This is a genomic window from Ruegeria sp. THAF33, assembly GCF_009363615.1.
Taxonomy (GTDB): Bacteria; Pseudomonadota; Alphaproteobacteria; order Rhodobacterales; family Rhodobacteraceae; genus Ruegeria.
Map to the genome: position 1 here is coordinate 2,672,248 of NZ_CP045384.1, position 18,858 is coordinate 2,691,105.

The following is an 18,858-nucleotide window of genomic DNA, read 5'->3' on the forward strand; positions in this document are numbered from 1 at the left end:
AAGACAACACTGGGCCGCTCCCCAATGCTTGGACAAGATTCCGCGTGGCACAAGCCAATGGAATGCCGAGGAAGGTAATGTTCTAAGGCAGTCTTTGAACGCATCGGCGCCAGTGTTTGCCCTGATATTGTTCAATCTGGTAGCAACTGGCTTTTTAGGCTTTGAGCGGATGTGGTTTTTTGCGGATCGTTTGACCGATGTGCCAACCGCATTCCAACCCAGCTGGACAAATCACCGTGCCCAAAAAACCTCTTCTTTGATTACTGACTACCTTAGCCGCCGCGGCTTTTTGAAAGCCTCCATGAGCGTGGCCGCATCGCCTGCTATGCTGGGCGCTGCCTGGAACAACGTCACAACCAAGGTTGAGGCCCGACAGTCCGAACCAAAGACCTTTGATCAGGTACCCCTCACAGTTCCGCTGCCGTCGAGGAGACGGGATCGAAATCAAGGTCAGCGCTTTCAACAAAGATATTGATCCGAACGCGGCCCGTATCACATCGCCCAGCATAGGCGCCACGGTGGCCGAGCAATACATCGTATCGCGCTAGGACACGGTTTCGCAAACTGGTTGGGCGCAGCTGATCGAAGGCCAGGGCGAGGTCTTCTGCGCGGGCACCATCTATTGGTTCCTGGGTCTCAAGTGGAAGGACCGCACCACTCAGCAAATCCCGCATAACGTTCTCAGCCGTTTTACAGCCTGAGCCTAAGCAATTGCAGATGGGCTGGCTTGGCTGATCCTTCCCTTCCGGAAAAATCCCGCCGACGCTGTCTTGGCAAAGCTACAGCCTGTACGACATTCCATTCAAGACTCTGACCTGCGCAGATACACTGCCATTGTTTCGAAACCTGCTTTTCCCGCGATACAGGTCTCTGACAGTTTTGCCGCAGAGCAATCGCACAGGGTATTTGCCACAAAAAGCTGCCCTGCCGCATGCTGGAGGGTGGTTCAACAGCGGTCACGAGAAGACCAACACCTGATTGCAACACCTGTTCCACGCAACTTGCAGTTTGAAAATCTGATCATCCTCTCTGCAATCGGACCGTGATTTCGGACAGCCGGGACCAGGATTGGAACGTGATCGGCAAAGCAAGCGCGGCTTCAGCAAATTCCCATGAGTAGCTGACAATCGAAAAGATCATTCCGGGTGTCGCCTCCAGGTTTTGCGTCGCGAACCACAGGTTGAACAGGATCAGACCTATCAGCAGAACGAAGATCACACCATACAGGTAGGCTTCGGTATCCGAGAGCTTCACTTCGAAACGACGCAGTTTCGTCAGGTGGACAAGCACCGGGCGGACGCGGCGTTGCTCCAGAATGCTGACCTGATGTTCCATCTGCTCATTCAGGGCCCGGTTCCATTGCCAGAACGTCGAATGAAACAGGGCGTAGATGCATATCATTCCCACAAGCACCCCGCAGGCTGACAGAGCCAGCACCGGCGAGAAGTAAAACAGCAATATTGCTGAGACGACGAACTGCATGATTCCTGAAATTGCCGAAGGCAGGATCTCTTCCAGAAAGTCGGCCAGTTCGCGCCCCATTCCGATCCGGGCGTTCAACGAAGAAATCGGCAGGTTTGAAAAACGCGCAGCAAGCGCCTTGCCCAGCTCGACGCGGATCGTTCCGTAGACACGCGTATCGTATATCCGCCGGATCACGCCGATCAGCGTGAGGGCGACCATGACGGCGCCCAAATGCACAAAGGGCTGAAACTGTCCGCTCAGCAATCCATCTATGGCAAAGCCGATAAACAGCGGGATTAGCACAGTCAGTGCTGTTTCCGACAGGATCAGAAACCATGTGATCCCGACACGCCACCGAAACACGCTCAGCAACGTGCCGATCGTCAGTTTTCTGTCCCTCAGCATGCGGCATCACGGATCATAGTGGACACGAACGCGGACATCGCCCGGCCAGACCAAGGCGGCCTTGAAATCAGGCATGTCCTGAGGGTTCGGGGCGCCGGTTGAACCCAGCCCCTCCAAAAGCTTGGTCTCGGTCATGTTCAGGTCTTCGTCCTTGTTTTCATCGTGAAACAGCAGCACCGCATAGGGGCCGGCCGTCAGGTCGGGAAACTCATGGCTGACACTGCCTTTGCGGGACGGAATCTGGGCGTAGTCAATCGCGCTCTGGACATCCAAGCCGTCAAAGGCGCGCGCGTCGTCGAAAACAAGGATCACAATGTTTCCCTTGGCGTTGCGGATACCCTCCACGATCACGTTCAGACCATCAGAGGCGGCAGGCGTTGCAAGCGCCATCAGGGCGAATACGGGGGCCAGCATGCTACGTGTCATGACTGTGTCCCTTCTCCGGAAGGGTGCGGCGGGACTGGCTTGAAGACGCCAAGGACATCTTCGGCAATGGCGATCAGCACGGGCACCAGCAGCAGCATGAGGGCGGTGCCGAACAGCTCCCCAAAAGCCAGAGAAATGGCGGCAGGGATCAGATACTGCGCCTGTTCCGAGGTTTCCGTCAGCAAGGGCAGCAGGCCGATCACCGTCGTTGCGGTGGTCAGAAAGATCGCCTTGAAACGTCCGATGCCGGCGCTTTTCAGCGCCAGGTTCACGGGCTGACCTTCCTCGCGCGCCTGATTGTATCGGGTGATCATGACCAGACTGTCGTTCACGATCACGCCGGTCAGAGCCAGCATGCCGAAGAACGAAAACAGCGACAGCGACACATCCATGATCAGGTGCCCGACCGCAGCCGCGATGAAACCAAAGGGCACGATGGCCAGAATGACGAAAGGTTGCCAATAGCTTTTCAACGGCACGGCCATCAACACATAGATCAAAACGGCGGCCAGCAGCAGCGCACGTTTCAAGCCACCGCTGATATCGGCCATCTCTTCCAGTTCACCGGCGGGCAGAACTGTGACGCTCGGGTACTTTTCGCGGAGTTTCGGGACCAATTCTTCGAACACCGCCTGACCAACCTCTTCGGGGGCAACACGGTCACGGTCGATGGACGCGGCCACGATGTTCATGCGCTTGCCATCGCGGCGATCGACGGTGTCAGAGGTGTAGATGCCTTCGATTTCGGCAACCGTCTCAAGCGGCACCCAGGCACCGGATGCGCTGCGCAACTGGGTCTGCATCAGATCGGCGAGCGTATCGCGGTTTTCCCGCGCGTTCTGCACGACCACGCGGATTTCGGACCCGTCGCGCCGGACCTTGGTCACCTCGGCCCCGCCGAACCCAAAACCGATTTGTTTGGCCAGGGCCTCGGCGTTGAAGCCAAGGTGCCGCGCGTCCGGTCGCAGGCGGAGCTTCAGTTCGGGCTGGCCACCCGCCAAGCCATCCCGAACATTCGCCACGCCCTCGATGTTCGACAGGAAGTCTTTCATCTCGGCGCTGGCCTGTTGCAGCAGGTCTTCGTCTTTTGACGCCAACCGGATGCGGAATCCTCCGGCGAGCGTTTCCGATCCGGTGAACTCCAACTCGGTTGCGCCTTCGACCGCTCCGACCCGGTCGCGCCATTCGCGAACCACGGAAAGGACCGGAACATCCGGTCGTTCGGCCACCGGGATCATTTCAGCGTATATTTGCGCGTTTCCTGCGCCGTTGATGATGCTGAACACCGTCTGAACCGGCGGCGTGGCCATGCCGGCGCCTTGGGCAAGCTCGGCGTTCAGATCGTTCAACACAGTTTCAATCCGGTCCACGTTCGCGCGGGTCAGCGCAAAAGGCGCGCGGGCGTCCATTTCCAGGTTCATCGTGATGATCTGACCGGGCACGTCGGGAAAGAACACCGTTCTGACCTTGCCCTTGTACATCAGGCCAAGCCCCAGCGTCGCGGCGGCGACGAACAGGATCAGCACGGCATAGCGCTGCCGCACTGCCGCAACGAGCAGCGGCTGATAGATGCGATCCCGCACCCAGTCCAGGCCGCCCTGCGCGGTATCCTGTACGCGGCCCCAGAGGCGGGACAGCAGGTACCTGCGCTCTTGCCCCATCGAAACCTGCGCCAGATGGGCGGGCAGGATGAACTTGCTTTCGATGAGCGAAAAGACCAGCGTCAGGATCACGATCCCCGCAAACCCGGCCAGCACCTTGCCCAACGGGTTGTCGATCAGCAGCATCGGGAAGAACGCCGCGATTGTCGTCAGCACGCCGAAGACTGTTGCGACCGCCACGCGGTGCACGCCGCGTTCGGTGTCCTGGACCGGGTCCCTGCCCTTTCGACGTTCCTCGAAAACGCTTTCTCCGACCACAACCGCATCATCGACCAGAATGCCCAGGGCGATGATCAGACCGAAGGTAGTGACATCGTTGAGCGAATAATCCACCCATTTTGAACCCGAAACGGCTATGGCCCCCATGACCGAAACCGGAATGCCCATGGCGACCCAGAAGGCCAGGCGCACGTTCAGAAACACCGACAGCATCAGGGTCACAAGGATCAGCCCCTGCACCCCGTTGGACCGAAACAGCGCCAGCCGGTCCGAGATATAGCCGGCGCTGTCGCCCCAGACCACGACCTGAACCTGCGACGGCGACTGGCGGCTGAACTCATCCACCTTGCGGCGCACAACGTCACTGATCGTCAGCAGGTTCTCTTTCTGCCCGACCAGAACCTCCATCCCGACGGTTGGCTTGCCATTCAGCCGAAACAGGTACTCGCCGTCCTGAAACCCGTCTTCGATCTTGGCGATATCACCCAAGGGCACAAAAGACCCGTCGTCACGTTCAATGATCGGCAGGGCCGCGTATTCAGGAGCGTATTTTGCGCGATCATCGGCCCGCAGATAGATCGTGCCGCCCTCGGTCCGCAAACGACCTGCCTGAAATGTCACCGAGTTTTCCGCGATTGCGCGGGTCACATCCGCCACGGTCAGGCCATAGTGGCGCAAAAGTGTAGGGTCGATTTCGATGCGCAGTTCCCGCGGGATCAAACCCCAGATTTGCAGCCGGGACAATTCCGGTTGCGCCAGCAGCTCTTCCTTCAGGCGCTGCGCCAGGCTCTGCAATGTGGCCGGGTCTGTTTCGCCGTATAGGTTCAGATAGAGCGCCGGAAAATCGAAACCCGACGCTTCGATCACAGGGCGGCGCGCGGTATCGGGCAGATCGGTTAACCCATCGATGCGAATGCGGACCCGATCCAGAACGGCTTGCAGTTTCTGGCCCCCCGCGCGGCGGACGGTGACGACACTCAGATCGTTTTGGGATCGCGACGTCACACTGCGCACGCCCTCCAACCCTTCCAGCGCCTGCTCAACTTTGCGGGTCACCAATTCATCGACCTGTTCGGCAGTGGCGTCCGGGAACTCGATCGAAATCGTAACGCTTTCCGCAGGAATGCGAGGGAAGCCCTCGATCCGAATATTCAGCAGCGTCTGCACCCCAAGAAAGAGGATCAGCGCCATCATCAGATTGGCGGCGACAGGGTTGCGGATAAACCAGGATGTCAGTGCGTGCATGGCTCAACCCCCATCCGACAGCGACGTGACGCGTTGACCCGGCAGAAACGAGGCCAAAGGTGTCTTGGCCACGCGCCATGGGCCGTTCCCGTCGGGGGCCTGTATCGTGACAGCACCTTCGCTGCGGAACAGGATGTTCGGGCTGAATCTCTGAAGGTGGTCGTTTTCATCCACTATCCAAATGTACCCCGCGCGCGTCAGGGCGCTTTCCGGCAGGGTCACGGTGTCAGAAATTCGCCGTCCGGGAATGTGCACTTTCAGAAAGTCTCCGGCGAGTATGCCGTCACCGGGGTTTGCGACATCCAAAAAGACGCGCACCTGTCGTGTGTCCTGATCCAGAAAACCGCCTCCACGCCGGACGCGTGCCTGACCCAGGTTTTCGCCCGAACGGTGCGTCAGGTCAGCAGCAACGCCAGAGATCGGATGATCGAACAGCGCCCAATCCGCTTGGCTGAACCCGGCAACCAGTTCGAATTGCCGGTTGTCCGACAGGTGTATCAGGGGATCGCCCGGGTTGACCGTCTGGCCAAGGCTGGCAAAACGACGGGTGACAAAGCCTGAAAACGGGGCAACAATTTCTGCGTCCTTCAGGTCATTTCTCGCCGCATTCAGGCGTGCCTGCGCCGCGGCAACGGTTTTTTCGGCGACGCGCAATTGCGGCAGGTTCACGGCCAGTTCGTTTGGCGGTTCCACCCCATCCCGTTCGAACTGCCGTTTCGCGACGGTTACGTTGTTGCGCGCGCGCAACAGCGCAAGCTCTGCTCGCTCAAGCTCCATCTCAGCGGCTGCAACGGCGCTTTGATAGGGGGCATTTTCGATTGAAAACAAAGGGTCGCCCCCTTCCACCTGTGTCCCGGCCAAAGCACCGGCATGGACTGCGGTGATGCGCCCGGACACAGCAGATCGCAGCTCGGCATCCCAACGAGGCCGAACTTCGGCAAATGCAGAAACTCGCGCCTGCACGGTTTCCGGAACAACAGTTACGACAGAGACGGTCGGTGGCGGAGGTGAGATGTTTGTTGCCTGAACATCAACCGTATCTTCCGCGTCAAATAACAAGATGACGATCGCCACAAACAGCATCAGCGACAATCCAATCCAGAGCCATCGTCGGGCTGGTCTTCGCTGAGCTTCTGAGGTTTTGTCTGTCATTGTCCTGTTTTTCCTGAGCCGCCTGAACCATTGCGCCTTGTGGTGCACGATTGGATGTCATATACTATGAACGATCGTTCGTTCAATATGAAAAAGCAAAAATGTCTGAAGACACCAAAAAACCAGGGTCAACCCGGGAAAAGGCTACAGCCAAGCGCCGCAACCAGATTTTGGAAGCCGCCGTCATGTGTTTTCTCGAGCGCGGCTATCATCAGACCGGCGTCCGCGATATCGCAGCGCGGGCGGGCGTCAGCCTTGGAAACCTCTACAACCATTTTCGCGGCAAGCATGATGTGCTTGTGGAAATCGCAATGCTCGAACGCCGCGAACTGGAGCCGTTTCTGAAAGTCCTGAATTCAAATGCACCCGCACCCAAAGTGTTGAAAAAGTTCATCCGGGCCTACGCCAACTATCTGGCTGCGCCGGAAAACGTCATCCTCACCTTGGAGATTTCGAGCGAAGCCGTTCGTCAACAGGATATCGCGCGACTGTTCGTCGAAAACCGAGCCAGACTGACGGAGGCGCTTGAAGAAGTAGTGAGACGCGGCGTGGAGGCAGGAGATCTGCGCGCTGTTCCGGATCCTCTACAGGCGTCGCAATTGGTGATAGAGGTTCTGGAAGGAAGCGCGTATCGCAGCGTTCTGTCGGAAACGCCCATGAGCAAAATCGCTGGAAGCATGGAGGATTTCATTCTGAGCTCTCTGCTGGCGCGTCGATGAAGCCTGTGTCACTTGTCTATTCGAGGCAGATGAAAGCCTGCGAACGGGAAGACGCACTGTGGCAATCGTGCGGATAGCTGAGTTCAGCTTTCCGCCCATCCTTCAGGAAAACGAAGCCTCCCCAAGTTACCTTTAACCCAATTTGGGAAATCGGCGAGATGCGCATATTTTTTCATCCAAGCCAATGGTTGCTGTCTAAAATTTAATCACATGATGTGAAATTAAGCAGATTCCGACGCTGCAGGTTAGTGTTCCGATACTTCAACAGAGAAACAGGTGGCAGCAAAACGAAGCGCTGTAGGTGCCCTATTACACAAGTTGCAACCATATTACCCGCGCACAGCGCAGTACCACCGCGCGCAGCAGGCACCGTCAGCTTAAGCACCAAGCAATTGGGCAACAGGACCGTGCTGAACAAGTTTCGCCAATCTGGGTCTTTCAAATGCCTATTCCCCAGAACCACGACACCTGAACTTGATGCGGTTCTGCTAAACTCGGCTGGCGGAGTGACCGGAGGAGATTCATTTCGGTTTTCTTGCAAGGCAGCAAAAGGCACGGCGCTGACCTTGACTACGCAAGCTTGCGAGCGTGCTTACAAGGCCCAGCCCAAAGAATGGGGCCAGGTTACAAATCATTTGACGGTAGAGGCTGGAGCCCGGCTGAACTGGTTGCCGCAAGAGATCATTCTGTACAATGGCAGTGCGTTGGACCGGCGCCTCAGGATCGACCTGTCACCGGATGCCGAAATGCTGATGGTGGAACCGCTTGTTTTTGGACGCGTCGCCATGGGTGAAACGTTGACTGAAATCCGCTTGCGCGATCAGATCGAGATTTGGCGCGAAGGAACGCCGGTGTTTCTCGATGCGATTAGGTTCGCTGGTGATTGGCACACTCACTTGGCTAAGCGGCATATTGCAAACGGCGCAGGGGCGATGGCCCTGATCGTCTTAATGTCGAGTTCCGCCGAAGGTCATCTGGAACCTGTCAGGGAATTGCTACCGGACGCCGCCGGGGCAACTCTGACCCGGAATGACCTGCTGGTCATTCGCATTCTGGCCGGCGACAGCTTTGCACTGCGCCGCACATTGATGCCGGTTCTGCGCCGGCTGAACAACGACACATTGCCCCGATGCTGGATGCTCTGACATGAACCTGACCCCTCGTGAAAAAGACAAACTACTGGTGGCCATGGCCGCCGAGGTCGCTCGCAAACGGCTGGCGCGTGGCGTCAAGCTGAATCACCCCGAGGCCATTGCGTTGATTACCGATGCCGTGGTCGAAGGCGCGCGCGATGGTCGTTCGGTCGCCGATATGATGCAAGCAGGGGCTGAAGTGATCTCTCGGGAACACTGCATGGAAGGCGTGCCCGAGATGATCCACGAGGTGCAGGTCGAAGCCACTTTCCCGGATGGCACAAAACTTGTGACTGTCCACAACCCCATTCGTTAATTTCCAAAGGAGTCACCCATGATCCGCATGCTGTTTCCCGCTCTCATTCTGGCTGGTCCGGCCACGGCCCATTCGGATACCCATATTCACGCCCATGGCAGCGATTACACCGCGCTTGCAGTTGGGTTGGCTTTGATCGGGGTCATCGCCATAACCGTGATTTTGAAGCTGCCGAAATGATTCCGGGTGAGATTATACCTGCCGAAGGCTCACTGACACTGAACGCGGGACGCAGCAGCCGTCTTGTTATTGTCGCCAATACAGGCGATCGACCCATACAGGTCGGCAGCCACTACCATTTTTCCGAAGCAAACTCGGCCCTGGATTTTGATCGGTATGCAGCTTTGGGTATGCGGCTGGACATCCCGGCGGGTACCGCGGTGCGATTTGAGCCAGGCCAAACTCGCGAAGTTATACTGGTGCCATTTGAAGGGCGCCGGCACATTTACGGTTTCAATATGCATATCATGGGGGCTCTGAAAGATGCCGGGCAAGATCAGGCGGAGTGACTATGCCTCCATGTTCGGCCCCACGGTCGGCGACAAAGTACGATTGGCAGATACCGATCTGATCATCGAGGTAGAAAAAGACCTTATCGTGGAGCGCGCAACAACTGCGCGTTTTAGTGAAACCGGCCACCGCGAAGATGTCTATGGTGAAGAGGTCAAGTTCGGTGGCGGCAAAGTCATTCGAGATGGGATGGGGCAGTCTCAGGCCACGCGTGCCGAAGGTGCCGTGGACACTGTGATCACCAATGCTCTGATCGTGGATCACTCGGGCATCTACAAGGCGGATGTCGGTCTGAAGGACGGGCGCATCGCCAAGATCGGCAAGGCCGGAAATCCGGATACGCAACCCGGCGTAGACATCATCATCGGTCCGGGCACAGAGGCCATCGCGGGCGAAGGTCGCATCCTGACGGCTGGCGGGTTCGACAGCCATATTCACTTCATCTGCCCGCAACAGATCGAGGACGCGCTGCATTCTGGCCTGACGACCATGCTTGGCGGTGGCACCGGCCCGGCACATGGCACTCTGGCGACCACATGTACCCCCGGCCCGTGGCATATCGGCCGGATGTTGCAGGCGGCGGATGCTTTTCCCATGAATCTTGCTTTTGCAGGCAAGGGAAATGCTTCGCTTCCCGCTGCTTTGGAGGAACAGGTCAAAGCCGGGGCTTGTGCCCTGAAACTGCACGAGGACTGGGGTACGACCCCGGCGGCCATCGATTGCTGTCTTTCGGTCGCTGACGCGATGGACGTTCAGGTGATGATCCACACTGACACGCTCAACGAATCCGGGTTTGTTGAAAACACGGTTGCCGCGATAAAGGGTCGGACTATCCACGCTTTCCACACTGAAGGCGCGGGCGGCGGCCACGCACCAGATATTATCAAAATCTGCGGTGAGGACCATGTCCTGCCCTCCTCTACCAACCCCACGCGGCCTTTTACGGTGAACACGGTCGAGGAACATCTGGACATGCTGATGGTCTGCCATCACCTCGACAAATCCATCCCCGAGGACGTGGCTTTTGCTGAAAGCCGCATCCGGCGTGAGACCATCGCGGCTGAAGATATCCTGCACGACATGGGTGCGTTCAGCATCATTGCGTCCGACAGTCAGGCTATGGGCCGCGTGGGCGAAGTGTTGATCCGGACGTGGCAAACCGCCGACAAAATGAAGAAACAGCGCGGGCGCCTTCCCGAGGAAACAGGCGAAAACGACAACCTGCGCGTCAGACGCTATATCGCCAAATACACGATCAACCCGGCCATTGCCCATGGCCTGAGCCACGAGATTGGCAGTATCGAAGAAGGCAAACGTGCCGATCTCGTTTTATGGAACCCTGCCTTTTTTGGTGTGAAACCCGACATGGTTTTGCTGGGCGGTACGATTGCTTGTGCCCAAATGGGTGACCCAAACGCGTCGATCCCCACACCGCAACCAGTCTATAGCCGCCCGATGTTCGGGGCCTATGGCCGCTCGGTCGAGCATTCGGCAATCACATTTGTCTCTGAGGCCGCACAGGCCGACAGGATTGGCGATACACTGGGCTTGGCGAAGCAGACCGTCGCTGTCCAAAACACACGAGAGATTGGCAAACAGGATCTTTTGCTCAACAACGCGACGCCGCATGTCGAAGTTGATCCGGAAACCTATGAGGTCCGAGCAGACGGTGAATTGCTGACCTGCCAACCGGCCGAAGTGCTGCCGATGGCACAGCGATACTTTATGTTCTGACTAAAAATTATGCTGCATTGCACCGTGCGCAAGGCAGAAATGACCAAACACCCACTTCAACGTGAGGCCGATATGACAGATATTAATGCTCAAGGGAGGACCAACGTTTACGAGGGTCCAAATGGCACACTCAGCAACACAATCACACGCAGGCTTTTCGCTGCCCGGTCTGATCGCGTCCATCGGATCATCAATCTACGGGGCTCTGATCAGTGTGGCCGAAGCTCAATCGCGCGCGCGGCAAGTCGAATTCCTGCAATCGCTCAGCGACGAAGAGTTGAAAAAACGGGGCCTATCACGCGAACGGATCGTGCATCGGGTGTTTTCGGATTCGATCTGGCTCTGACCATTTCTGCTCCAGAGGAGGCGACGGTATGACCGCCCTGCTCTGCACCGCACGCCGTTACTCGGATCACATGCACGACGACACTGCCGATTGCCTGTCGTTGACCTATGACGATCGGTTTTTGCGCCGAAAGGTTTTAACATGCGAAAGCGGCGAACAGATTCTGGTCGACCTGGCTCAGACAACCTCACTGGATCACGGCGGCGCGCTGATCTTGGACGACGGGCGCGCGGTTGAAATCCAGGCCGCGCCCGAAGCCTTGCTGGAGGTCTCGGCTCCTGATCTGGCACGTATCGCATGGCATATCGGCAATCGCCACACGCCCTGCCAGATCGAAAAGGATCGTCTGTTGATCCAGGTCGATCATGTGATCCGAGACATGCTTTTGAAAATCGGGGCCACAGTACGTGAGGTGCACGAACCGTTCACCCCTGAAGGCGGAGCCTACGGCCACGGCAGGACACATGGCCACGCCCACTGAAGCTGATATCCTGACGCTGACCCAGTGGTTGTCTCCGGCATATCCTGTGGGAGGCTTTGCTTATTCCCACGGGCTGGAAGCCGCAATTGACGAGGGGGCTGTCGCCAGTTCACAAGACGCCGAAGCCTGGATTTCTGATGTGCTGGAACATGGGTCGGGATGGAATGACGCTCTGTTCGTGGTGTCCGCTTACAACGCGCAGAACAATGATGAGCTTATCAGTGTTGATACCAAGGCACGGGCGATCTGTGCATCATCGGAAAGAAAAATGGAAACCGAATTGCTGGGGCAGGCATTCGGGACCGTCACAGGAGACGTCTGGGATTTAGACATCCAACAGCTTTCCTACCCAGTGTCCGTGGGCTATGCCGCGCATCTGCAGAGCCTTCCCATACTGTTAACGACACAGCTGTATCTACAAGCATTTGCAAGCAACTTGGTCGCGTGCGCAACGCGCCTTGTGCCGCTGGGGCAAACCGACGCTCAGAAACTGATCCGTAATTTGACACCGTTATGTGCTCATATCGCTGGACAAGCGCAAATGGCAGGCTTGGACGAATTGAGTTCGACTGCGTTCCTGACGGACATCGCGTCGATGAGACACGAAACACAGTATTCAAGGATATTCCGAACATGAGCAGTATGAACGGCCCTCTTCGCGTCGGCATCGGTGGTCCGGTTGGAGCCGGAAAGACCACCTTGACGGCTGCCCTATCTGAAACCCTGCGCGATGTTTGTTCAGTGGGCGTTATCACCAATGATATTTACACCCAGGAAGACGCCGAGGCGCTGATGCGCTTGCAGGTCTTGCCAAGAGACAGGATCATCGGTGTCGAAACGGGGGGCTGCCCACATACAGCTATCCGTGAGGATGCATCGATAAACCTTGCAGCGGTTGCTGAAATGCGAAACCGGCATCCCGATCTTGACATCGTTCTGATCGAAAGTGGCGGCGACAACCTGTCGGCTACATTCAGTCCAGAACTCGCAGACCTTACAATCTATGTGATCGACGTCGCAGCAGGAGAGGAAATACCGCGAAAAGGCGGACCGGCAATAACGAAATCCGACATCCTGGTCATAAACAAGACCGATCTGGCGCCGCATGTTGGCGCTTCACTGGAGGTCATGGATAGAGATGCAGCCAGAATGCGCAAAGGGCGGCCCTTTTTGTTCACGTCCCTTCGTCACAAAAAAGGAGTCGGCGCAATTGTCGACCTTTTAGTGAAGAAGGGGGGGTTAATGATTCCAGAAAGGAATTAACGCTCAGAACAAAGATGCCAATCTGTCGACACCTGTCATCGGCTCTGCCGTTCAGAGGCACCTAATCCATAGATTTTTCGTCATTCTATTTTCGATTGGCGCACAGATTTTACCACGCGCGACTCCAAGCTTTTCCATCAATTCCGCACCTTTCGTGGCGGTATCTTTCAGTGCCGCTGAGAAATATTCACGCGAACCCTTTGGGACGTTGACTGCCACCCGCGACACAGCGTCCTTCGATTTTAAATGCGTTTTCCTTTGCCTCACTCAGGAAATGCGGGCTGCTAGCGGACCACCGACACATCTCTTTTTCGTTGCGCATCCCTGACAAGGGCAGCAACCCGATAGAAACCGTGCGCCATTTTTGTGTAAGGCGTAAGAAGGAAGAACGCGAGAACCGACCCCAGATGGACGGCAAGCAGTGCAGGCATTACTGCGGATGAACCGAAAGCGTAAAGAACAAGCCCGCTCAACGCTACAAACCCAAGCAGTAATATAAATCCGATTTCTCCGCCCCAAGCTGAAACATCGCCGAGATTGCGGTCTGACTTCTGTTTCAGCCGGACCATCATGTAGCAGCCAGCAGTGAGCAAAACGCCCCCTGTGACTCCAAACAGCTTCGGCAATGACCAGAACCCGTAAGGTGCGTGCAGATCGAACCCGTAATGCATGATCGTCGCCACCGAAGTCGAAGCAAAACACAGCAGAAACCCGTACATGATCGCATGATGCACGTGGCGGCGAGCTTGGCTAAAACGGTCTTCGTCCTCGAAATTGCAACCCTCCCCGTGGCCAGCAGCCAGGTCCTGCATTTTGGCCGTTCGACTTAGCGCGGCTTTCAAGTCGCCCAGTTGGATCGGCTGGCCTCCAACTGCGTGCCAATAGCGCCGCAAGCTGATGCCAATGCTGAACAACGGCAGAAGGAATGCCGGAGCAAAAATCAACACCATCGCATTGTGAGAGAGGACAGAGTAGAAGCCTTCGCCTCCGGTCGAGCCGATCGCGCGAATGGCCCAAAAAATAAGCGCGAAGCCAACGACCAGAGCCAGAGCGATCGCCCCGCCATGGCTATGGAAGCAGCGCGCCAGAGGTTGCGGCCAGGCGAAGCTTTCCCAACTGTCGCGCCGGACCTCGGCCAGAGCCTTCGGCAGGTTGAGGTCGAACTCATGCGGCGCCGTATATTGGCAGGCATAGTAACATCCTCTGCAGTTATGGCAGAGATTGGCCAATTGCGTGATATCGCCGTCCGAGAACGCGCGTTCAGCGTGAAGCGACGGAAAGACCGAGCAATAGCCTTCGCAATACCGGCAGGCATTGCAGATCTCAGCCTGACGGCGGGCTTCCTGTATCAGTTCAGTTCGCATAAGAAGCGGCCTCTCGTCCTGCAATGCGTCCGAAGACGGTTCCGATGGTCATGCCGAACCCGGCCAGATAACCCTGCCCCAAAATCGACCCAGCCATGGTTTCGCCTGCCGCCCAGAGGTTCTGGATTTTGCCGTTTGCCATTGAACATTGCGCAGATTCATCCACCTTGAGCCCCAGATAGGTGAAGGTCACACCGGTGCGCAGCGAGTAGCCATAGTAAGGAGGTTCGGTGATCGGGCGCGCCCAATTGGTTTTGGGTGGGGTCAGGCCGGTAGTTGAAACTCCGTCCAATTCTGTTGGATGAAAGCCACTTGTGTCACCGCAGGCGGCATTGAATTCTGCGACGGTCGTGGTCAGCTTATCGGCGGGCAGGCCCATCGCTTTGGCCAGTTCCCCGAGCGTGTCCGCCTTTAACGGCGGAAAAACCGACGGCATGAACAGATTCAGCGATTTGGCATCAATGATCACATAGCCCACCTGATCCGGCTGGGCTGCGACCAAGCGACCCCAGATCGCGTAACGCTTTGGCCACACGTCCTCGCCCTCGTCATAGAACCGCTCGGCATCTTTGTTGACAACAATTGAGAATGGAACGCAGTCCAGGCGGGTGACGATGCCGCCATCGAATTTCGGAGCACGCCCGTCGACGGCAACGGCGTGGCATTGGGTCGGGTCTCCGACGCTCTCAACGCCTTGATCCAGAAGATCGGCCAGCACGACACCCCGGTTATAGGGCGTGCCCCGGATCAGGAAGTTGCGTGCCGCAGGTCCCCACGCACGCGTCAGCCAATCGGTGTCAGCCTGAAAGCCGCCCGATGCGACGATGACCGCTTTGGGTGTTATGCGATGGGATTGGCCTTCGCAGGTGAAGTCTACCCACTCAATCCGGTCTCCGTTCAATTCAAGATGCGTGACGGCGGCTTCGTACAGGACTTCGACGCCCAGCTTCGCTGCTGTCCGGTAATAGGCATTTACCAGCGATTTACCGCCGCCCATAAAGAACGCATTCGTCCGCGCCAGCGATAGCGTCCCCGACAAAGAGGGCTGGAACCGAACCCCGTGCTCCTCCATCCAGGGAAGACATTCCTCAGACGTGCGAATTGCGAGGCGCGCCAGATCTTTGTCGGTTTTACCCCCGGTAACCTTGAGCAAATCTGACAGGTATTCGTCTTCGCTGTATTCCTCGACCAGCGGGCCTAAAGGGCTGGAATGCATGCAGCGAAAGTTTCGGGTATGGCGCGAGTTTCCGCCACGATAGGGTTTGGGCGCCGTTTCAAGGATCAGAACGCGCGCGCCTGCTTCGGCGGCGGTCATCGCAGCGCACAGGGCGGCGTTACCTCCGCCAATCACAGCGATATCGTAGGCTTCCTTTTGGGTGGCCATGTGGTTTCCGCCTATTGAGTTTGGTCCGTTGTTCGGTCGCGCTCCTGCAAGGCGCGAATGCGCATGCGTTGTGCTGCGTGGATATGAGCGCGCATCTCATTTTCAGCCGCCGCGCCATCCCGGGCTTTCAAGGCGGCCATGATAAGGCGGTGTTCGGCTACTGCGGCCTCGGCTCGGTCGCCGTCCAACAATTGCGACGGGCCCAGGATCAGCAACGCCTTTTGTAAAGACAACATGGATTTAGCCAGAAACCGGTTCTTGGCCGCATCCAGAAGCGTCGCATGGAAAATCCGATTGATCCGCGCGGCCTCCGGGCCGGTGCCTGCCTCGGCCAGCCGGTCATTCAGCACATCCAGCTCATCCAGTTCGACATCGGACGCCGCCCTTGCCGCCAGACGGGCCGCAGTTCCCTCGAGCACAGCGCGCATCTCATAGAGCTCCATCACTTCGGCGTAATCCAGGCTGCGTACCGTCGCGCCTTGACGGGGGATATGTGTTACCAAGCCATCCGCTTCCAGCTGTCGGATCGCTTCGCGCACAGGCGTGCGGCTAACTCCCAACCTCTCGGACAACTCTATCTCGCGCAGGCGTTCGCCGGGCGGCAGGCTACCTTCGCGAATCTCATCCAGCAGGCGCTGATAGGCGGAATTGCCTTGTGGGCCTGGCTGTAACGGGTCGTCCTGCAGGGTCATCACGCGCTCACTTGTGTTATTGCGTCCATTTGTATACATTTGGATACACACTAAGTCAACCGCACCGGAATCTACATTTTGTCCACCCAGATCAACGCACCCTCCTCAGCGAAAAAACGTGCAGTGACCTTCGCGCTTGCAGTGTTGGGCACCGGAGCATTCTGGTTAATGAATTTGCCCCTGCCCTTCCTGTTCGGCCCAATGAGCGCCTGTCTGATTGCAGCCCTGGCGCATGCGCCGATGGAGGGATTCGGGCAGGTCTCGGTGGCGGCACGCACTATCCTGGGCGTTGCCGTGGGAGCATCGATCACTCCGGCCCTGTTTGCCGAATTGCCGAAAATGGCCGCGTCGATTGCGCTGGTTCCGTTCTTTATCCTGCTGATCGCACTGGTCGGAGTGCCATTCTTCCGCAAGATTTGGGGCTTCGATACTACAACCGCTTTTTATGCTGCCATGCCCGGCGGGTTGCAGGACATGATCATCTTCGGATCCGAGGCGGGTGCCAATCCGCGCACGTTGTCGCTGATCCACGGCACACGCGTGCTGATCATAGTGACGTTGGCCCCGCTATTTCTGACTGTTTTCTATGGCGCTGAATTGACCAACCCAATCGGTGAACCCGCACACGCCCTGCCGGTTCACGAACTGGCCCTGATGGTGTTGGCCGCCTTTATCGGCTGGAAGGGCGGCGAGCGCATCGGTCTCTTCGGCGCGTCGATCCTGGGACCGATGATCCTGACAGCTGCTTTGTCACTCGGGGACTTCATCCATACCCGCCCCCCGCGCGAGGCCATCCTGGCCGCGCAATTCTTCATCGGTTGCGGAATCGGAGTGAAGTTTGTCGGTGTCACCTGGGTGGAATTGCGCAAGGTCGTGGCAGCGGGTTGCGCCTATGTGGTTGTCCTGGCCGTGTTGGCGGCGGCCTTCACTGCTGTTGTCACCACGTTAGGGCTTGGCAAGCCGGTCGAGGCGTTTCTGGCCTTCGCGCCCGGCGGGCAGGCCGAGATGACAGTTCTGGCCATCGTTTCAGGCGCGGACCTGGGCTTTGTGATCACTCACCATCTGACAAGGATTGTGCTGGTGATCATCGGCGCGCCCATCGCCGCCAATCTTATTCTACGGTGGTCCAAACCTCGGGGTTGATCATGTGGATCGGCGCGCCGTCAGCGTACGCATTTACCTGATCGAAGATATCGGCAAATTGCAGGTCGAACTCATCCTCGGTCACAAAACCGATATGCGGCGTCGCGATCAGGTTGGGATGTGCCAGCAAAGGATCGGTCGCGTCAGTCAGTGGCTCGGAATCGAATACATCAATCGCGGCTTTGCCGGGGCGACCGGCGTTGAGCGCTTCAAGCAAAGCGCCCGGAGCAATCAGCCCGGCCCGTGAAGTGTTCACGAAGATCGCCCCGGGCTGCATCTGCGCAAAATCCGATGCGGTAATGATCGCACGCGTGTCCGGTTTCAGGCGCACATGGATCGAAACAACGTCACTATCGGCAAAAAACGCCTCGCGGCTCGGCGCGACCCTAGCGCCATCCGCTTGCGCACGCGACCGACCTTCATCGGACGACCACCAAACGACATTCATTCCGAACGCCTCGGCATAACCCGCAACCGCACGCGCGATACGGCCGTAACCATAGAGCCCCAATTGACGACAGCGTAGCGTCTTGCCTACCCCTGCCTGCCAGTGCCCTGCCTTGACCGAGGCCATCTGAGCGGGCAAATCCCGCATCCCAGCCATGATCAGCGCCCATGTGAGTTCCGCCGCAGCATAAGACGGCGTGCCGCTATGCATATTCGAACACAGTAAAACACCCTGATCTGTACAGGCCGGCACATCAACATGGGGATAGACGCTGCGCTGGCTGATCAGCTGCAAATTCGGCAACTTTTCCAGCAAGGCGTGAGTGACTTTGGTTCGCTCTCGGAACAGCACCAGCACTTGAGCCTCCTGCAAACGCTTGGCCAAGATGTCAAGATCCTCGACATGATCCGTCCACACCGTCACTTCATGAGCGTTGAGTCTCTCAAAACATGGCAGCCCACGCAGCGTGTCGAACCAATCGTCCAGAATGTGTACTTTCATCGGCTTTCTATACTCTGCCCGGTGGTCAGTTTTCTGGGTGTCGGCACAAAATGCTGCACGTCAAGTGCTGCCAGCGCGTTTCGGACGCGTTCGCTTTGGTCCAACAGATGATTGAATTGCTCGTCGCATCCCGCGATTGGCGTGGGGTATTCGGCCATATCCCGTCGCAAGGCAGCTTGCGCCAACCGGAGCTCCTGACGCGCGATATCGAGGCATTCCGAGTAGTCGTCCATCGTAACCTCTCTCGTTTGT

The 18,858-nt window shown here is 57.5% G+C and carries 21 protein-coding genes; 12 read left to right on the plus strand and 9 right to left on the minus strand.

Going from position 1 to position 18,858, the window contains the following annotated elements:
* Positions 1-28 precede the first annotated feature (28 nt).
* Entirely contained in the window at positions 29-475 is a 447-nt protein-coding gene (locus tag FIU92_RS13340) for a twin-arginine translocation signal domain-containing protein (RefSeq protein WP_172978498.1), read from the plus strand.
* 545 nt (positions 476-1,020) lie between these two features.
* On the opposite strand, the gene FIU92_RS13345 is transcribed toward FIU92_RS13340, so the two are convergent.
* From FIU92_RS13345 to FIU92_RS13360, 4 genes are read right to left on the minus strand one after another with little or no spacing between them, the layout of a single operon-like run.
* Positions 1,021-1,869, minus strand: a complete 849-nt coding sequence (locus tag FIU92_RS13345; protein ID WP_152459085.1) for an ABC transporter six-transmembrane domain-containing protein — start codon at positions 1,867-1,869, stop codon at positions 1,021-1,023.
* Between the two features lie 6 nt (positions 1,870-1,875).
* Positions 1,876-2,295: a DUF2141 domain-containing protein gene (locus FIU92_RS13350; RefSeq protein ID WP_152459086.1), complete on the minus strand. Its 420-nt coding sequence runs from the start codon at positions 2,293-2,295 to the stop codon at positions 1,876-1,878.
* Entirely contained in the window at positions 2,292-5,420 is a 3,129-nt protein-coding gene (locus FIU92_RS13355) for an efflux RND transporter permease subunit (RefSeq protein ID WP_152459087.1), read from the minus strand. The genes FIU92_RS13350 and FIU92_RS13355 overlap by 4 nt, the downstream gene beginning before the upstream one ends.
* 3 nt (positions 5,421-5,423) lie before the next feature.
* Complete coding sequence (locus tag FIU92_RS13360; protein WP_152459088.1) at positions 5,424-6,572, minus strand: efflux RND transporter periplasmic adaptor subunit; 1,149 nt, start codon at positions 6,570-6,572, stop codon at positions 5,424-5,426.
* Positions 6,573-6,673: 101 nt separating this feature from the next.
* On the opposite strand from FIU92_RS13360, the gene FIU92_RS13365 reads away from it, so the two are divergent.
* The 10 genes from FIU92_RS13365 (at position 6,674) to ureG (ending at position 13,074) form a co-directional block, all read left to right on the plus strand.
* Positions 6,674-7,291, plus strand: coding sequence for a TetR/AcrR family transcriptional regulator (locus tag FIU92_RS13365; protein ID WP_152459089.1), 618 nt, complete (start codon positions 6,674-6,676; stop codon positions 7,289-7,291).
* A 506-nt stretch (positions 7,292-7,797) separates the two neighbouring features.
* Positions 7,798-8,436, plus strand: a complete 639-nt coding sequence (locus FIU92_RS13370) for an urease accessory protein UreD (protein WP_254705378.1) — start codon at positions 7,798-7,800, stop codon at positions 8,434-8,436.
* Position 8,437: 1 nt separating this feature from the next.
* Positions 8,438-8,740: an urease subunit gamma gene (locus FIU92_RS13375; protein WP_152459090.1), complete on the plus strand. Its 303-nt coding sequence runs from the start codon at positions 8,438-8,440 to the stop codon at positions 8,738-8,740.
* A gap of 18 nt (positions 8,741-8,758) precedes the next feature.
* The gene (locus FIU92_RS22820; protein ID WP_171169025.1) at positions 8,759-8,920 is read left to right on the plus strand and encodes a hypothetical protein; all 162 of its coding nucleotides are present in this window, start codon (positions 8,759-8,761) and stop codon (positions 8,918-8,920) included.
* Positions 8,917-9,249, plus strand: a complete 333-nt coding sequence (locus FIU92_RS13380; RefSeq protein WP_152459091.1) for an urease subunit beta — start codon at positions 8,917-8,919, stop codon at positions 9,247-9,249. The genes FIU92_RS22820 and FIU92_RS13380 overlap by 4 nt, the downstream gene beginning before the upstream one ends.
* Entirely contained in the window at positions 9,224-10,984 is a 1,761-nt protein-coding gene (gene ureC / locus FIU92_RS13385; RefSeq protein ID WP_152459092.1) for an urease subunit alpha, read from the plus strand. The genes FIU92_RS13380 and ureC overlap by 26 nt, the downstream gene beginning before the upstream one ends.
* Positions 10,985-11,105: 121 nt before the next feature.
* Positions 11,106-11,330 (plus strand): DUF1127 domain-containing protein, encoded by a 225-nt coding sequence (locus FIU92_RS13390; protein ID WP_152459093.1) that lies wholly within the window; start codon positions 11,106-11,108, stop codon positions 11,328-11,330.
* 28 nt (positions 11,331-11,358) lie between these two features.
* Positions 11,359-11,811 (plus strand): urease accessory protein UreE, encoded by a 453-nt coding sequence (gene ureE, locus FIU92_RS13395; protein ID WP_152459094.1) that lies wholly within the window; start codon positions 11,359-11,361, stop codon positions 11,809-11,811.
* Positions 11,795-12,448 (plus strand): urease accessory protein UreF, encoded by a 654-nt coding sequence (locus FIU92_RS13400; protein WP_152459095.1) that lies wholly within the window; start codon positions 11,795-11,797, stop codon positions 12,446-12,448. Before ureE ends, FIU92_RS13400 begins: the two co-directional genes overlap by 17 nt.
* Entirely contained in the window at positions 12,445-13,074 is a 630-nt protein-coding gene (gene ureG, locus FIU92_RS13405; protein WP_152459096.1) for an urease accessory protein UreG, read from the plus strand. The genes FIU92_RS13400 and ureG overlap by 4 nt, the downstream gene beginning before the upstream one ends.
* 284 nt (positions 13,075-13,358) lie before the next feature.
* On the opposite strand, the gene tcuB is transcribed toward ureG, so the two are convergent.
* The 3 genes from tcuB to FIU92_RS13420 are packed head-to-tail and all read right to left on the minus strand — an operon-like array spanning position 13,359 to position 16,514.
* On the minus strand, positions 13,359-14,438 hold the full coding sequence (gene tcuB, locus FIU92_RS13410; RefSeq protein WP_152459097.1) for a tricarballylate utilization 4Fe-4S protein TcuB: 1,080 nt from the start codon (positions 14,436-14,438) through the stop codon (positions 13,359-13,361).
* A complete protein-coding gene (tcuA, locus tag FIU92_RS13415) occupies positions 14,428-15,822 on the minus strand; it encodes an FAD-dependent tricarballylate dehydrogenase TcuA (protein WP_152459098.1) in 1,395 nt (464 codons plus the stop codon). Before tcuA ends, tcuB begins: the two co-directional genes overlap by 11 nt.
* An 11-nt stretch (positions 15,823-15,833) precedes the next feature.
* Positions 15,834-16,514 (minus strand): GntR family transcriptional regulator, encoded by a 681-nt coding sequence (locus FIU92_RS13420; RefSeq protein ID WP_152459099.1) that lies wholly within the window; start codon positions 16,512-16,514, stop codon positions 15,834-15,836.
* A 168-nt stretch (positions 16,515-16,682) separates the two neighbouring features.
* On the opposite strand from FIU92_RS13420, the gene FIU92_RS13425 reads away from it, so the two are divergent.
* Complete coding sequence (locus tag FIU92_RS13425) at positions 16,683-17,657, plus strand: AbrB family transcriptional regulator (RefSeq protein ID WP_254705310.1); 975 nt, start codon at positions 16,683-16,685, stop codon at positions 17,655-17,657.
* Here FIU92_RS13425 and FIU92_RS13430 read toward each other — a convergent pair.
* Entirely contained in the window at positions 17,626-18,606 is a 981-nt protein-coding gene (locus tag FIU92_RS13430; protein WP_152459101.1) for a D-2-hydroxyacid dehydrogenase family protein, read from the minus strand. The genes FIU92_RS13425 and FIU92_RS13430 overlap by 32 nt on opposite strands.
* On the minus strand, positions 18,603-18,839 hold the full coding sequence (locus tag FIU92_RS13435) for a hypothetical protein (protein WP_152459102.1): 237 nt from the start codon (positions 18,837-18,839) through the stop codon (positions 18,603-18,605). Before FIU92_RS13435 ends, FIU92_RS13430 begins: the two co-directional genes overlap by 4 nt.
* Positions 18,840-18,858: the final 19 nt, after the last annotated feature.